This is a genomic window from Proteus sp. TSJ240517, assembly GCF_047921575.1.
Lineage (GTDB): Bacteria > Pseudomonadota > Gammaproteobacteria > Enterobacterales > Enterobacteriaceae > Proteus.
This window is the reverse complement of the sequence record NZ_JBLRMH010000001.1, coordinates 411,943-427,841: the sequence shown is the minus strand read 5'-3', so window position 1 is coordinate 427,841 and position 15,899 is coordinate 411,943. Positions and strand designations below refer to the sequence as shown.

The following is a 15,899-nucleotide window of genomic DNA, read 5'->3' as shown; positions in this document are numbered from 1 at the left end:
CGAAAGGTGTTGGCAATTGGATAAAACAGAAATTAGACTGTGTTTTACCCAATATGTTAAGTGAAACGCTTCAAGCTAATTGCAACATACACTACTGTTTTCATTATATGCGAGAGTTAGCTCGCAGATATGCTACCATTTTTCAAAAACTTATCTAGTCAGGGGCACAATTGGAAGTGTGACTATACTAACAGAATAATTAAAAACGGTTACTTATCAAACCGTGAATCACGTAAAGCTTCTTTGACGCGCTTCAAGTTATCTCTGAATTTTGGTCCTCGGCGTAAAATAAATCCTGTTGCAAGAACATCAATAATAGTGAGTTGTGCAAGGCGGGAGATCATTGGCATGTAGATATCAGTATCTTCAGGCACATCAAGCAAGATGGGAAGGGTTGCTTCAGAGGCTAAAAGAGAGCCCGGAGTTGTAATAGCAATAACCGCTGCATCGTTTTCGCGTGCGATTTTGGCAATTTCAACTAAATTTTTAGTACGTCCTGTATGTGAAATAATAACGACCACATCACCATCAGTACTATTTATGCAACTCATACGTTGCATAACAACATCATCAAAATAAGTGACAGGAATATTAAAACGAGAAAACTTATTCATGGCATCGTGAGCAACGGCTGCTGATGCACCTAAACCAAAAAAAGAGATTTTTTTAGCTTGCGTCAAAATATCAACTGCACGATTGATCGCTGCGATATCAATATTGTTTTTAACGTTTTCAAGTCCTGCCATTGCTGATTCAAAAATTTTATTGGTATAAGAAGAGACTGTATCGGAATCATCAATATTACGATTTACATAAGGCGTACCGTTGGCAATGCTTTGTGCTAATTGTAATTTGAAATCAGGAAATCCTTTTGTTGCCATACGTCGGCAAAATCGATTAACAGTCGGCTCACTGACATCAGCCGTTTTAGCCATTAAGGCAATGCTTGAATGGATAACTGTTTGTGGCGCAGTTAAAACAGCCTCTGCGACTTTTTTTTCTGATTTACTCAAGATGTCCAGATTAGACTGAACCCTTTCCAATATATTCATTAAATATACAGATCCTTGGCTTTGCCAATTTCAATAAAAGGAGAAATCTATAACGGTTTTATGAAAATATACTACGCAAAGAACAAGGCTTGCAGTGTAAACCATCGGTAAACAGGGCTTTTTTCGTTAAAGTATGACGTGTGTCTAACTTTCAAAGCTGAAAACAAGAAACAAAACTGTTGTAAAGTTACAAGAAAGGATAAAACGCTAGGCATAAAATGAAGCATTACAATATGTGTGGTAAGTTAAAGACTAATATGTGCAAGTGTATTTACTGAATACATCCAAAAGAGTACATTAATACAAAATTCTGTAACAAAATTACAAAATCTCATCATGAGGAGACGTTCTATGGCAGCGATATCGACTGCTCAGGCCTGTGATCTGGTTATCTTCGGTACGAAAGGGGATCTAGCACGCCGTAAGCTCATTCCATCATTATATCAATTGGAGAAAGCAGGATATATTCACCCTGACTCTCGCATTATTGGTGTCGGTCGTGCTGATTGGGATGTTGAGGCATATAAAAATGTCGCTCATGAAGCGTTAAAAACCTTTTTAAAAGAAGAAATTAACCCTGAAATTTGGCAGCGTTTAAGTGATCGCTTAGATTTTTGTAATCTTGATGTTAATGAAACCGACCATTTCATTGAGTTATCAAAGCATCTAAAACAAGATAAATTACCCGCTATCTATTATTTTGCTATGCCTCCAAGTACCTTTAGCGCAATGTGTCAGGGACTAGGTCATGCAAAATTAAATAAAGAGCCTAATCGTGTCGTAATGGAAAAACCATTAGGGACAGATTTAGCGTCTTCTGTTTCTATTAACGATAGCGTGGCGAAATACTTTAAAGAGACTCAAATTTATCGTATTGACCACTATTTAGGTAAAGAAACCGTTTTAAACCTATTAGCATTGCGCTTTGCAAACTCACTGTTTGTTAACAACTGGGACAATAAAACGATTGATCATGTCCAAATTACGGTTGCAGAAGAAGTGGGCATTGAAGGGCGTTGGGGATACTTCGATCAAGCAGGTCAAATGCGAGATATGGTGCAAAATCACCTATTACAAATCCTGACTATGATTGCAATGTCACCGCCAGCTGACTTAACAGCTGACAGTATTCGTCAAGAAAAAGTGAAAGTTTTACGTTCACTGCGTCGTATTGATAACACAAATATTCGCGAAAAAACAGTTCGTGGACAATATACGGGTGGTTTTGTACAAGGTCAAAAAGTACCTGGTTATCTTGATGAAGAAGGTGCCAATAAAACCAGCAATACAGAAACATTTGTGGCAATCCGCGCTGATATCGATAACTGGCGTTGGGCAGGTGTTCCGTTCTATTTAAGAACAGGTAAACGCCTACCAAGTAAATGTTCAGAAGTTGTGGTTTATTTTAAAAAGCCTGCGCTGAATATTTTCAGTGAGACTTATCAAGAGTTACCTCAAAATAAGCTGACTATCCGTTTACAGCCAGATGAAGGTATCGATATTGAAGTGCTAAACAAAGCACCTGGTCTTGATCATAAACACCGTTTACAAACAACTAAGCTGGACTTGAGTTTCTCTGAAACATTCAACCAAACGCATTTAGCGGATGCTTATGAGCGTTTATTGTTAGAAGCCATGCGTGGCATTCAAGCGCTATTCGTGCGTCGTGACGAAGTGGAAGAAGCATGGAAATGGGTTGATTCAATTATCAATGCATGGGAATGCGATAATGAGCTACCTAAACCCTATCAAGCTGGTACATGGGGGCCTGTTGCATCTGTTGCAATGATCACCCGTGATGGTCGTTCTTGGAATGAAATTGAATAATCAATAATGTCTTTATTGTTTATTCGACGATTAAGATACCCAGCTTTGCTGGGTATTTTTTACCTCTAAGCATAGATACAGCGCTTTAGATGAATAAAACCGCTGAAGGATCGTAAAACTACTGATTAACTATGCAATCTAATTTAAGTTGGAAATTAAAACTTAAACAAAACCAACCAATTAACTAAAAAATTTTCCTCAAAAGCATTGCTTTAAATAATTTGGCGTGATAGAAATATCATGTAACATTTAACCATCTTATATGAGGGTTCGGAGTATATCGTGCGGATGGTCTGTGCGATGAAAGAATAAATAATCATGACTAGCGCCAAAAGCGTCAAAGTTAAACGTTCTACCTATAAGTTATTCCTTTCTGCTATTTTATCCAGCGAACACTACTGGTGTGGCGCATTATAGAAATCTCTCATCTTAATTCCTGAGTTATCAGGAAATGACGTTGCCTTAACGTTTGGCTACTATTGCCGCCAGAAAGACTATCTACATATTCTCTATCTTCTGCGCAAGAAACGTTTCGGCGTATTTCAAATGTGTATGAGAGATGAAAAAATGATTTATTGGATATTTTTAGCATTAGCTATTGTTTGTGAAGTTATCGGTACTTTATCGATGAAGTACGCCAGTGTAAGCGGTGGTTACACCGGTATGATAGTGATGTGGTTAATGATTGCCACTTCCTATATCTTTTTAGCCATAGCCGTTAAAAAAGTGGCATTAGGTGTAGCATATGCACTGTGGGAAGGTATTGGAATTGTCATTATTACGACATTCAGCGTTCTGTGGTTTGGTGAATCACTTTCACCATTAAAATTAGGTGGTCTAGCAATGTTAATTGCAGGGATCACGCTTATAAAATCAGGTACTAAAAAATCGGCTGTTGCTAAGAAAACAACAGAATCGGTAAAAAGTATTGCCGGTAAAGCCAAGTACGTTGCCAGTGCTGTAAAAGGAGCGAATAAGCCAATTCCTGCCAATATTAAGGAGGCTTAATTATGTTAGCTCAATTTGAATGGTGGCATGGTGCGTTTCTGATACTTGCCGTAGTGCTCGAGATTGTCGCGAATATATTCTTAAAAATGTCTAACGGTTTTAGCCGAATGGGATTAGGAATATTATCACTGTTTTGTGTATTAGGTGCCTTTAGTGCACTGGCAATGGCAGTCAAAGGGATAGAGCTTTCTGTTGCTTATGCACTTTGGGGAGCATTCGGAATTATTGCAACCATTGCCGCGGGTTGGATCTTATTTAATCAACGACTCAATTATAAAGGATGGGGCGGAATTATATTATTACTGGTTGGTATGATAATGATTAAATTTGCCTAAATCTAATTAACTTAATAAATGAGATATTGATAAAACAAAAAATCTAATTATTACAGCAAATAAGTGACATTAAAAAGCTGAGTTCTTATGAATTCAGCTTTTTTATATAAACGTAACAGGTCAATAAATAATACCTATTTACATAGCCGCAATAATCTTAATTTCAACTTTATATTCAGGGTGCATTAATTGTGCTTGTACAGTACAACGCACTGGTGCGCTACCTTTGGCAACCCATGCATCCCACGCTTGATTCATTCCTGCAAAATCCTCTTTATTAGCTAAAAAAATTGTTGCATCAAGAATTTTAGTTTTATCAGAACCTACACGTTGTAACAAAACGTCAATTGCCGCTAATGTGTTTGCTGTTTGTTCAATAATATCGCCCGATAAATTTTCTGGCACCGCAGTGTAATAAATTGTGTCGTTATGAATAACAGCTTCAGACCAGCGATCTTCAGGGTCGATACGTTTAATTGTCATTATGAGTTCTCCTTTGTATTAACGGCATAGGTGGTACTTTTGGTTATCCACTGGCATAATTTACGTCTTATTTTATAAAAAGAGTATGCCTGTGTCAGACGATTTTGCAGAAAACGGGATTTTAACCCGAACTATTCCAGGATTTCATCCCCGTGAAGCTCAACGACAAATGGCGAAATCAATAGAGGAAACTATTGATAAGCAAGGTGTACTTATCGCTGAAGCGGGTACAGGGACAGGAAAAACGTATGCTTATCTTGTGCCCGCGTTGCGTTCGGGTAAAAAAACGATTATCTCAACAGGCTCTAAAGCCTTGCAAGATCAATTATATAGTCGAGATTTACCCACGATCATTGAAGCGATTAATTATGATGGTAATACGGCGTTATTAAAAGGGCGTTCTAACTATCTCTGCTTGGAAAGACTTGATCAACAAATGCTGAGTGGTGGTGATCTCGAGGCCGAAGTTTTGTCTGATGTAATGTATGTGCGTCAATGGTCAACGCAGACAGAAGATGGTGATGTGAGCCGTTGTCATAGCGTGGCTGAAGACAGTCGTGTTTGGCCTTTAGTCACAAGTACTAACGATAACTGTTTAGGCAGTGATTGCCCTCGCTATAAAGAGTGTTATGTTTTAAGTGCACGTAAAAAAGCAATGGATGCGGATATTGTGGTGGTTAATCACCATTTATTTATGGCGGATACTGTCGTTAAAGATACTGGTTTTGGTGAGCTAATTCCGGAAGCTGAAATTATGATCTTTGATGAAGCCCATCAAATTCCAGATATCGCTAGTCACTATTTTGGTCAACAACTTACCAGTAGACAGCTTTTTGATCTCGCCAGAGACATGACAGTTGCTTATCGCACAGAAGTCCGTGATCAAGTTCAGTTGCAAAAAAGCGCTGATAGATTAACGCAAATGGTGATGGATTTTCGCTTAGCGTTAGGTGATACGGGGTATCGTGGAAATTTACGTGAGCTATTGCAAGGTGGTGAAACAAAACGTTTTCTTACGTTACTGGATGATGCCTTAGAACTGAGCTATGACGTAATGAAACTTTCGTTAGGGCGAAGCCAATTACTTGATAGTGCTTTTGAACGCGCCACCGTTTATCGCAATCGCTTAAAACGCCTGATGGATACCACAATTCCGGGTTATAGCTACTGGTTTGAAAGTTATGGTCGCCATTTTTTACTGGCCATTACGCCACTTTCTGTGGCCGATAAATTTCGTGAGCTTATCAAATCACATAAAAGTAGTTGGGTGTTTACCTCTGCAACACTTTCTGTAAATGAACAGATGTCTTATTACACAGACAGGCTCGGTTTAGAAAATGCGACAACACTGATTTTAAACAGTCCGTTTGATTATCAACATCAGACATTACTCTGTGTACCACGTTATTTGCCACCATTAAATCAATCTTATACGGCGAAACGTTTAGCCACTATGCTCACGCCTGTTATTTTAAAAAACCAAGGTCGCTGTTTTTTCCTCTGTACTTCACATGCCATGATGCGTGGACTTGCCGAAGAATTCAAAGCCAGTTTGCCATTACCCGTATTGATGCAAGGAGAGATGAGTAAAACGCAATTACTGCAAAAATTTATCTCATCAGGAAATGCGCTTTTAGTGGCGACTCAAAGTTTTTGGGAAGGTGTTGATGTGCGTGGAGATACATTGTCTTGTGTGATTATTGATAAATTACCCTTTACAGCACCTGATGATCCTTTATTAAGAGCACGTATTGAAGATTGTGAGTTGCGGGGCGGAGATGCCTTTAAAGATGTCCAAATTCCTGATGCTGTTATTAGTTTAAAACAAGGTGTCGGGCGATTAATTCGTGATGTACACGATTATGGTGCAATTATAGTTTGTGATGATAGATTGGTTTCTCGTGCATATGGCGAGGTTTTTTTAAGTAGTCTGCCACCATCACCACGAACGCGTTCACTCGAAAAAACAATGAAATTTTTGAGCCAACGCGCACAGCAGAATGAAATACAAGAAATATCGGATTCATAATAGCGATCGCACAGAATGTGTGTTTATTCTGTTGAACACTATTATGATATTATTATTCCTCTTTTAATTATCGAATTTGCCGGAGTTATGGCGTGTCACTGCGAATTTTAGCAATTGATACTGCAACAGAATCTTGTTCAGTTGCAGTTTGGAATGAAGGCGTTGTTGCTTCACGTTTTGAAATCTCACCTCGTGAACATACACAAAAGATTTTACCTATGGTGAAAAGCGCCTTAGAAGAAGCAAACATCACATTGCAATCATTAGATGCACTTGCTTTTGGACGAGGCCCAGGGAGCTTTACTGGCGTTCGTATTGGTGTTGGTGTTGCACAAGGTATTGCGTTAGGTGCTGAGTTGCCCATGATTGGTATTTCATCACTTGCCACAATGGCTGAAGGTGTCTTTAGAACAACGGGTATTAAACAAGTTCTCGTGGCAATCGATGCGCGTATGGGTGAAATCTATTGCGCTCAATATCAGCGTAATGATGCAGGTGCTTGGGTGGGGGAAGACACTGAAGCGGTGATGAAACCTGAGCAGTTTATTGAAGCATTACAATCAACAACAGGAACATGGGCAATGGCAGGTACAGGCTGGCAAGCTTATCCTGATTTAAAAAAAGCGTTGTCTTTCACTGTTGTTGAAACTGAGATTACATTACCTGCTGCACAAGATATGTTACCCCTTGCTGTAACCGCTTGGCATGAAGGTAAAGCAACCAAAGTTGAAGACGCTGAGCCTGTGTATTTACGTAATGAAGTGACGTGGAAAAAATTGCCCGGTCGTGAATAGATTTGTGAGTATCTATTAGAAATCGAAGAGTAAAGCTATAATAGTACTATAGAGTAACGTCAATAATGACTTGCAATGAGGTGGTTTATGAACAGACAATTAAACTACCGTTTGGTAAGCAAAGCGCTATTTCTATCTGGTGCTTTGTTTCTGGCGGGATGCGTCTCTATACCTGAATCAATAAAAGGTACATCAGCAACGCCTGTTACTGATTTAAATGGAGTTTTTGTTGCACCTGAGCTTTATATTGGCCAAGAAGGGCGTTTTGGTGGACGTGTGATTGATGTTAAAAATCTTCAATCATCAACACAGCTAGAAATTGCTGTTATGCCTCTTTCTCAATATGATGCTGCGCCCGAATTGCAACAGCCTTCTATTGGTCGTCTCTATGCGAATGTTATGCATTTCTTAGATCCTACCGATTATAAAAATCAGTATGTAACAGTAGTTGGTACTATTAAAGGTGTTGAAACTGGCAAAGTCGGTGAAGCGAGTTATCCATTTTTACGTATTGATGTGACGGGCATGAAACGTTGGACGCTGACACAACAAGTCATTATGCCAGCACCTGTTATGACATGGGGATATTATGGAGATGGCCCATATTGGGGTTATCATCATGGATATGGCGGTTACGGTGGATATCCATATGGAACCGGTCAGGTTGTGCCCGTTTTAGAATAAAAAATGGGTATTAGATTCCATGACAAAATAATATTTTATCTCCATTTGTGAGAAACGGTGTATAATCAATATCTATAATATATTAGGTAACTATCTAATAGAGTTATTAAAGTTGAATAAAAATAAAAGAGAGGGCGGTTTTGACCGCCTTCTTTTTTGTTAATCTAAAAATAAAATATTTAGTGACACACTTCGCATCTTCACAACAGAAAATTGTTTGTGCTGGTAGGATGAGTTAATACTTTGTTAAAAATGAAACATAATGTTAACCCAAGAAGTGCGATTAATCAGGAGTACTACTTTGGAAAAAGTCTGGCTTAAACGTTATCCGGCAGATGTTCCGGCTGAAATTGACCCGGACCGTTTTGCATCCCTTGCTGAGATGCTTGAAAACGCTGTCGCAAATTACGCAGATCAACCCGCCTTTATCAATATGGGCGAGGTCATGACTTATCGCAAACTTGAAGAGCGTAGCCGTGCTTTTGCAGCATACTTGCAAAACGGCTTAGGATTAAAAAAAGGTGATCGTGTTGCCTTAATGATGCCTAATTTACTGCAATATCCTATCGCGCTTTTCGGTATTCTTCGTGCAGGCATGGTTGTCGTAAACGTAAACCCACTTTACACACCAAGAGAACTTGAACATCAATTAAATGACAGTGGTGCAAATGCCATTGTAATAGTCTCTAACTTTGCGCATACGCTCGAAAAAATCGTATTTAATACCAGTATTAAACACGTTATTTTAACCCGAATGGGTGATCAGCTATCTCGTCCTAAAGCAACATTAGTAGACTTTGTTGTTAAATATATCAAACGATTAGTGCCTAAATATAACTTGCCTGATGCCATTTCATTCCGTAGAGCAATGCATTTTGGTTATCGTATGCAATATATCAAACCTGAAATTACAGGAAGTGACCTAGCTTTCTTGCAATACACAGGGGGAACAACAGGTATTGCTAAAGGTGCTATGTTAACGCACCGCAATATGTTGGCAAATCTTGAGCAAGCAAAAGCGGCTTATGTACCTGCACTAAATGTAGGTAAAGAGCTGGTGGTTACAGCGTTACCGCTATATCACGTTTTTGCTTTAACCGTAAACTGTCTGCTCTTTATTGAAATTGGTGGTAAAAATTTACTTATTACCAACCCTCGTGATGTGAAAGGCACAATTAAAGAGCTAGGACGTTACCCTGTCACGGCAATTACTGGCGTAAATACTTTATTTAATGCTTGGTTACAAAATCCAGAATTCCGTCAGCTTGATTTTTCCAAACTAAACCTCTCTGTTGGCGGTGGTATGCCCGTTCAAAGTAGTGTTGCTAAAGAGTGGGAAGAGTTAACGGGTAAACATTTGTTAGAAGGTTATGGTTTGACTGAATGTTCTCCTTTAGTCACTGGTAACCCTTATAATTTGAAAAAATACAGTGGTAGTATTGGCTTACCTGTACCTTCAACGGATGTGAAGTTTATGGATGATGAAGGTAACGAAGTTGACCGCACTGTAGGCGGTGAAATGTGGGTTCGTGGTCCTCAAGTAATGAAAGGTTATTGGAATCGTCCTGATGCAACTGATGAAGTTTTACATGATGGTTGGGTTGCAACTGGTGATATTGCTACAATGGATGACGAAGGCTTTATTCGTATCATTGATCGCAAAAAAGATATGATCTTAGTTTCAGGCTTTAATGTATACCCTAATGAAGTCGAAGAAGTTGTCACGGCGCATCCTAAGGTTTTAGAATCAGCTGCAATTGGCGTACCGAGTAAAAACTCAGGTGAAGCAGTTAAAGTTTTCATTGTGAAAAAAGATCCATCATTAACAGAAGATGAGATAAAAACACACTGTCGTCGTTACCTAACAGGTTATAAAGTACCTAAAATTATTGAGTTCCGCGATGAATTACCAAAATCAAATGTTGGTAAAATTTTACGCAGAGAGTTAAGAAATGAAGAAAAAGAGTTGAAAACCTCAACTGAATCTTGATACAACACTCAATAACCTTTTTCAATTTCGCCGGTTTATACCGGCGTTTTTGTGATTACATAAAAAAGTCATTAGACATAAAAATAAGAGAAACCTGTTTTGAATTATCAATTGATTACGACAGACACTGCATTAGATACCGCCTGTAAAGCCGCTTCTGAGGCTTCACAAATAGCTTTAGATACAGAGTTTGTCCGCATACGAACCTATTACCCACATCTTGGTTTGATCCAGATGTATGACGGTAAGCAGATCTCTCTTATTGATCCGTTAGCAATTAAGGATTGGGCTCCTTTTGTTGAGCTACTAACAAACTCAGACATTATGAAGTTTCTCCATGCGGGAAGTGAAGATCTCGAAGTCTTTTCTCACCAGTTTGGCTGTGTTCCAACACCTATGATTGACACTCAAGTCGTTGCTGCATTCTTAGGTCATCCCATTTCTTGTGGTTTTGCGACATTAGTTGAGAAATATGAAAATGTTGCACTCGATAAAAGTGAATCTCGAACAGATTGGCTAGCGCGACCTTTAACTGAAAAACAGTGCCAATATGCCAGTGGTGATGTTTTCTATTTGCTACCTTTAGCTGAAAAATTAATTAAAGAAGCTGAAGAAGCAGGCTATATGGATGCCATTGCAGATGAATGCAACATGATTGCAGAACGTCGACAAGAAACGGTTGTACCAGAGCTTGCCTATCGTGATATTAGCAATGCATGGCAATTAAAAGGCCAACAGCTAGCATGCTTACAAATGCTTGCTCAGTGGCGTTTAAATCAAGCTAAATCTCGTGATATGGCATTAAACTTCGTTGTAAGAGAAGAACATTTATGGTCTGTTGCTCGTTATTTTCCTTCATCACTAGCAGAATTAGATGCGTTATCGCTTTCTGGTCAAGAAATTCGTTGTCATGGTCGTCGCTTATTAGATTTTGTTGCTAAGGCAAAAGAAATTAAAGATGAAGATTGCCCAGAGCCTATTGGCAATTTAATTGAACAACCAAACTATAAAAAAGCGTTTAAAGCAATCAAATCGGTTATTCAAGAAATTAGTGAAGACAAGCGTTATAACCCTGAATTATTAGCCTCAAGAAGACAAATAAATCAATTATTGAGTGTTCATTGGAAAATAAGAGAAGGGCAACCTGAGCTTACTTCACGCTGGCGTAAAGCCTTATTAGAAGAAAAAGTCACTGAAATTTTGGCACAATATTCCTAAATTTGTTAACGGCTTATTTTCTAATAGCAAATACTTGAAATGAAGTCGGTATCATTAGTTCAATAAATAGGAGTCTCTTTTGAGGCTCTTATTTTTTGCGCACAAAAAAATCGCCTATAAAAAATAGGTGATACGGATTAATAAGCTAAATAAACAGGGCGTAAAATAAACGTTATAACGGAATAAAAAAACTCCTTTGACTTATCACCAATGATCAAAATAGCAACGAGATATAGCGCTATTTGCGCATTCAGGTGTATTCAATTTGTATATAATTAAACACAGAGCCAATCAAATTAATTATAGTTCATGGCTGGCTCTGTGAATAATGACTTATATAAAGCGTAAAATATGATTTACTTTGTAGGTTCTTCACTCTCAGGTAAAGTCACATTTAGCTCTAATACAGAGATATCATCACCTTTTTGTTCAAATTGAACTGAAAGCATCTCTGGATCTATCTGCACATATTTGCAGATGACACCTAATAAATCTCTTTTCATATCAGGTAAATAAGCTGGCTCGCTATCACCACGGCGGCGTTCTGCTACGATAATTTGTAGACGCTCCTTGGCAATATTAGCTGTCGACTTTTTACGCGACAGGAAAAAATCTAGTAAAGCCATCTTTTACCCCCCAAAAAGGCGTTTCAGAAAGCCTTTTTTCTCTTCTTCAATAAAACGGAATGGATGTTCTTCACCTAACAAACGATTTACTGTATCTGAATAGGCTTTACCCGCATCAGACTCGCTATCTAAAATAACAGGTTCACCTTGGTTAGATGAACGTAAAACAGATTGATCTTCTGGAATAACACCCAAGAGTGGAATGCATAGAATTTCAAGGACATCTTCCATACTTAACATATCACCACGGTTAACACGACCGGGGTTATAACGTGTTAATAGCAGATGTTCTTTAATTGGTTCTTCACCACGTTCAGCACGACGTGATTTCGAGGCAAGAATGCCTAAAATACGGTCGGAGTCACGTACTGATGACACTTCAGGGTTTGTGGTGATAACAGCTTCATCTGCGAAATAAAGAGCCATCAAAGCGCCACTTTCGATACCCGCAGGTGAATCACAGATAATAAAATCAAAACCCATTTCATCAAGTTCATCTAATACTTGTTCGACACCATCACGAGTGAGCGCGTCTTTATCTCTTGTTTGTGAAGCAGGGAGAATAAATAGATTTTCTGTACGCTTATCTTTAATCAATGCTTGATTTAAAGAAGCATCACCCTGAATAACATTAACAAAATCATAAACAACTCTACGTTCACAACCCATGATAAGGTCTAGATTACGCAACCCAATGTCAAAGTCGATAACAACCGTCTTATGACCTTTTTGAGCGAGGCCGGTAGAAATGGCCGCGCTGGAAGTTGTTTTACCAACCCCACCTTTACCTGACGTAACAACAATAATGCGTGCCATGGAGTGATTCCTTGTCGATGCTCTAAATTAAGTTCTCGATTGTTAATTCATTCTCTTGCAAACTCAGTTGTACTGATTTACCAACAAAGTCTGTAGGAATTTGGTCGCTTAGCCAATATTGACCAGCAATAGAAACAAGTTCAGCAGACAGATGTGTACAAAAAATATGACTCTCTTGATCACCCGATGCTCCTGCAAGCACACGTCCACGTAACACACCGTAGACATGAACATTACCATCAGCAATTAATTCAGCGCCTGCACTTACATTACTGATAACGACTAAATCGCTATTTTGAGCATAAATACGCTGACCTGAACGCACAGGTGTATGGATGATTTTTGTTTTTTGACGAACAACTGTCGGTGCTTCATTCGTTTTATCGTTATTTGCCTGAGTGCTTGGCTTAACTATTTTACCTTCATTTAAGATAGGTAACTGTGCGGCAATTATCGCTTCTTTCTGTTGAGCGTTTGAACTACCACTAATTCCCACGACTCGTAAGCCAGCATCTTCTACAATTCGCCTCAGTTTTTTAAAATCAATATTTTCATCTGCCAAAGCAGAGACATTGATAACCACAGGTGCGTTTTTCAGAAATTGAGGCGCTTGTGCAATTTTTTCTGAAATAGCCTGACGAATAACTTTCGGTGTTCCATCGTTTAAATGGAGTACTGAAAGGGTAAAATTACTGCCTTTTAACTCAATGGGCGTGTTTGACATCTATCTGACTCAGTAAATTTTTTATAATCTGGCACAAAAAACCAGAGACGATATTACGAAAGTATATAAGCATGTTATATTTACTAAAATATTCAGGCAAGTCGCTTATTTTAATAATTAGAGTTTAATGAAAATGATTTGTGCAATTTACCGTAGTACCAAACGTGATCAAACTTATTTATACATCGAAAAAAAGGATGATTTCTCTCGAATTCCGGACGAATTATTACAAAGTTTTGGCGAACCACAATTTTCAATGTTGCTTAATCTCGCGGATAGACAGCGTTTAGCGCATGCTGACATTGAAAAAGTCAAAAAAGCATTAGTTGAGCAGGGTTTTTACTTACAAGTTCCACCCCCTGTCGAAAGTATGTTAAATGCTTATTTAGATGAATTAAAAAAATCAGAAAAAACTGAATAAATCATCGAGATAAAAGGAGCATAAATGTTCAAATATTCATTCATCGCTGTGATTGTTTCCGGTTTAATGTTATCTGCGTGTACTCATAGCCAACAAAAATTGGCTGAAAGGCAAATTACTGCACCAGAGGAAAAGGCAGTTGAAACACAAAAAATGCCTCGATGGAAACAAGTGAATGTTGCATCGTTAGAACAAGCGTTTCCTAAAGAAACTCGTACTTCTGCACAATTTCCTGCTTATGTTGAAGCGTTAAAATTGAAAGCAGCTCAATTGGGATATAAACAAGAAACAATAGATTTTGCTTTTTCAGAAGCACATTTTATTGAACGAGTGATTAAATCAGACCGTAATCAACCGGAAAAGAAAATCACACTCGATGTTTATTTACCGCGCATTGTCACCAATGGGCGTTTAAACCAAGGGGCTAAGCTTTATCAAGAGAATCAAGATACCCTAGAACAAATCAGCAAAAAATATGGTGTGCCTGCAAACTATATTGTTGCGTTATGGGGACTTGAGAGTGGCTTTGGTAAGGTGCAAGGCAAAGAAGATGTTGTCTCTGCACTTGCAACGCTTGCGTTTGAAGGCCGTCGAGAAGAACTTTTTGCTCGTCAATTGATGGCAGCATTAGAGATTATTGAAGAAGGACATATCCCTCAAGGACAGCGTCTCAAAGGCTCTTGGGCGGGTGCTATGGGGCAAACTCAGTTTATGCCATCTTCCTTCCTAACTTATGCCGCAGATGGCAATGGTGATGGAAAAATCGATATTTGGAATACTCAAGAAGACGCATTTGCTTCGGCTGCTAACTATTTAGCGACTGAAGGTTGGAAAAGTGGACTTCCTTGGGGAGAACAGGTTACTTTATCGGTAGATTTTAACCAACAGCTTGAAGGCATTAAGACCGAACAGAAAAAAACGGTCGCTCAATGGAAAGCGTTGGGTGTTCAATTACCTGTAAATAGCCAATTGAACGATGCTATGACTGTATGGTTAATCATTCCTGATGATGATTTGCACAGAAGCTATTTAGTAACACAGAACTTCCGTACGATTATGCATTGGAACAGCTCTTACTTTTTTGCCCTCAGTATTGTCACAATGGCTGATGGCGTTGCTAATAAAATAAATTCACTACCTAACGCGAGCTAATCGCGTTTTTATAGTGAAATAAAACACAGCAATTTACCTAAAAGGAACACATTATGTATCAACATCGTGATTGGGAAGGTGCGTTACTTGATTTTCCTGTCAATAAAGTGATTTGCGTTGGCAGTAACTATGCAAATCACATTAAAGAGATGGGGTCCGTTCGCTCAGAAGAGCCTGTGATTTTTATCAAACCAGAAACAGCAATGTGTGATATTCGCCAACCTATTGCTATCCCAAAAGATATGGGAGCGGTTCATCACGAAATTGAATTAGCGGTACTTATCGGTCAGCCACTTAAGCAAGCTAATGAAGATAGGGTTGATCGTGCAATTGCGGGTTTCGGTCTTGGTCTTGATCTCACATTACGTGACTTACAAGGTAAATTGAAAAAAGCAGGGCAACCATGGGAAAAAAGTAAAGCATATGATGGCTCTGCACCATTATCAGGTTTTATCCCTGTCAATTCATTTGGCGACCCGCAAAATGCGGATTTAATGTTACGTGTTAATGACGAGATTCGTCAGCAGGGTAACAGTCGTGATATGCTAACCCCTGTTTTACCCCTTATCAGCTATATGTCTCGCTTTTTTACTCTACGTCCTGGTGATGTGATTTTAACGGGGACACCTGAAGGTGTTGGTCCTCTAGAATCAGGCGATATGTTGGTATTAAGTGTTAATGAACATCAGCTGACAACGCGGGTTATTTAATTCGTATTAGATGAGCAATAAGGTAATAAC

The 15,899-nt window shown here is 38.7% G+C and carries 16 protein-coding genes; 11 read left to right on the top strand and 5 right to left on the bottom strand.

What is annotated here, in order from left to right:
- Positions 1 to 209: 209 nt before the first annotated feature.
- Positions 210 to 1,052 (bottom strand): MurR/RpiR family transcriptional regulator, encoded by an 843-nt coding sequence (locus ACNARN_RS01990; RefSeq protein ID WP_099075468.1) that lies wholly within the window; start codon positions 1,050 to 1,052, stop codon positions 210 to 212.
- Positions 1,053 to 1,403: 351 nt separating this feature from the next.
- Between ACNARN_RS01990 and zwf the strand changes: the two genes are divergently transcribed.
- The 3 genes from zwf to mdtI all read left to right on the top strand — a co-directional run bounded on the left by zwf (position 1,404) and on the right by mdtI (position 4,222).
- Complete coding sequence (zwf, locus tag ACNARN_RS01985) at positions 1,404 to 2,879, top strand: glucose-6-phosphate dehydrogenase (RefSeq protein ID WP_416304074.1); 1,476 nt, start codon at positions 1,404 to 1,406, stop codon at positions 2,877 to 2,879.
- 567 nt (positions 2,880 to 3,446) lie between these two features.
- Positions 3,447 to 3,887 carry a multidrug/spermidine efflux SMR transporter subunit MdtJ gene (gene mdtJ, locus ACNARN_RS01980; protein ID WP_416304073.1) on the top strand — a complete coding sequence of 147 codons (441 nt, stop codon included), beginning with the start codon at positions 3,447 to 3,449 and terminating at the stop codon, positions 3,885 to 3,887.
- A 2-nt stretch (positions 3,888 to 3,889) separates the two neighbouring features.
- Positions 3,890 to 4,222 carry a multidrug/spermidine efflux SMR transporter subunit MdtI gene (gene mdtI, locus ACNARN_RS01975; RefSeq protein ID WP_198619995.1) on the top strand — a complete coding sequence of 111 codons (333 nt, stop codon included), beginning with the start codon at positions 3,890 to 3,892 and terminating at the stop codon, positions 4,220 to 4,222.
- Between the two features lie 138 nt (positions 4,223 to 4,360).
- Here mdtI and ACNARN_RS01970 read toward each other — a convergent pair whose 3' ends face one another.
- A complete protein-coding gene (locus ACNARN_RS01970) occupies positions 4,361 to 4,705 on the bottom strand; it encodes a RidA family protein (protein ID WP_109372243.1) in 345 nt (114 codons plus the stop codon).
- Between the two features lie 85 nt (positions 4,706 to 4,790).
- Here ACNARN_RS01970 and ACNARN_RS01965 point away from each other — a divergent pair, with 85 nt between their 5' ends.
- The 5 genes from ACNARN_RS01965 (at position 4,791) to rnd (ending at position 11,420) form a co-directional block, all read left to right on the top strand.
- The gene (locus tag ACNARN_RS01965) at positions 4,791 to 6,734 is read left to right on the top strand and encodes an ATP-dependent DNA helicase (protein WP_198632165.1); all 1,944 of its coding nucleotides are present in this window, start codon (positions 4,791 to 4,793) and stop codon (positions 6,732 to 6,734) included.
- Between the two features lie 92 nt (positions 6,735 to 6,826).
- Positions 6,827 to 7,528, top strand: a complete 702-nt coding sequence (gene tsaB / locus ACNARN_RS01960; RefSeq protein WP_109372245.1) for a tRNA (adenosine(37)-N6)-threonylcarbamoyltransferase complex dimerization subunit type 1 TsaB — start codon at positions 6,827 to 6,829, stop codon at positions 7,526 to 7,528.
- A gap of 87 nt (positions 7,529 to 7,615) precedes the next feature.
- Positions 7,616 to 8,212, top strand: a complete 597-nt coding sequence (locus tag ACNARN_RS01955) for a Slp family lipoprotein (RefSeq protein ID WP_198619998.1) — start codon at positions 7,616 to 7,618, stop codon at positions 8,210 to 8,212.
- A gap of 301 nt (positions 8,213 to 8,513) precedes the next feature.
- Entirely contained in the window at positions 8,514 to 10,202 is a 1,689-nt protein-coding gene (fadD, locus tag ACNARN_RS01950) for a long-chain-fatty-acid--CoA ligase FadD (protein ID WP_109372247.1), read from the top strand.
- Between the two features lie 99 nt (positions 10,203 to 10,301).
- Positions 10,302 to 11,420 carry a ribonuclease D gene (gene rnd / locus ACNARN_RS01945; protein WP_198619999.1) on the top strand — a complete coding sequence of 373 codons (1,119 nt, stop codon included), beginning with the start codon at positions 10,302 to 10,304 and terminating at the stop codon, positions 11,418 to 11,420.
- Between the two features lie 356 nt (positions 11,421 to 11,776).
- Here the strand turns inward: rnd and minE are convergent, their stop codons facing one another.
- From minE to minC, 3 genes are read right to left on the bottom strand one after another with little or no spacing between them, the layout of a single operon-like run.
- Complete coding sequence (gene minE / locus ACNARN_RS01940) at positions 11,777 to 12,046, bottom strand: cell division topological specificity factor MinE (RefSeq protein WP_023582089.1); 270 nt, start codon at positions 12,044 to 12,046, stop codon at positions 11,777 to 11,779.
- A 3-nt stretch (positions 12,047 to 12,049) separates the two neighbouring features.
- Positions 12,050 to 12,862, bottom strand: a complete 813-nt coding sequence (gene minD / locus ACNARN_RS01935) for a septum site-determining protein MinD (protein ID WP_109372249.1) — start codon at positions 12,860 to 12,862, stop codon at positions 12,050 to 12,052.
- A 22-nt stretch (positions 12,863 to 12,884) separates the two neighbouring features.
- Complete coding sequence (gene minC, locus ACNARN_RS01930) at positions 12,885 to 13,586, bottom strand: septum site-determining protein MinC (RefSeq protein WP_109372250.1); 702 nt, start codon at positions 13,584 to 13,586, stop codon at positions 12,885 to 12,887.
- A 133-nt stretch (positions 13,587 to 13,719) separates the two neighbouring features.
- Between minC and ACNARN_RS01925 the strand changes: the two genes are divergently transcribed.
- From ACNARN_RS01925 to ACNARN_RS01915, 3 genes are read left to right on the top strand one after another with little or no spacing between them, the layout of a single operon-like run.
- Complete coding sequence (locus ACNARN_RS01925) at positions 13,720 to 14,007, top strand: YcgL domain-containing protein (RefSeq protein WP_069369136.1); 288 nt, start codon at positions 13,720 to 13,722, stop codon at positions 14,005 to 14,007.
- 24 nt (positions 14,008 to 14,031) lie between these two features.
- Positions 14,032 to 15,159 carry a lytic murein transglycosylase gene (locus ACNARN_RS01920; protein WP_109372251.1) on the top strand — a complete coding sequence of 376 codons (1,128 nt, stop codon included), beginning with the start codon at positions 14,032 to 14,034 and terminating at the stop codon, positions 15,157 to 15,159.
- Positions 15,160 to 15,212: 53 nt separating this feature from the next.
- A complete protein-coding gene (locus ACNARN_RS01915; RefSeq protein ID WP_416304072.1) occupies positions 15,213 to 15,869 on the top strand; it encodes a fumarylacetoacetate hydrolase family protein in 657 nt (218 codons plus the stop codon).
- Positions 15,870 to 15,899: the final 30 nt, after the last annotated feature.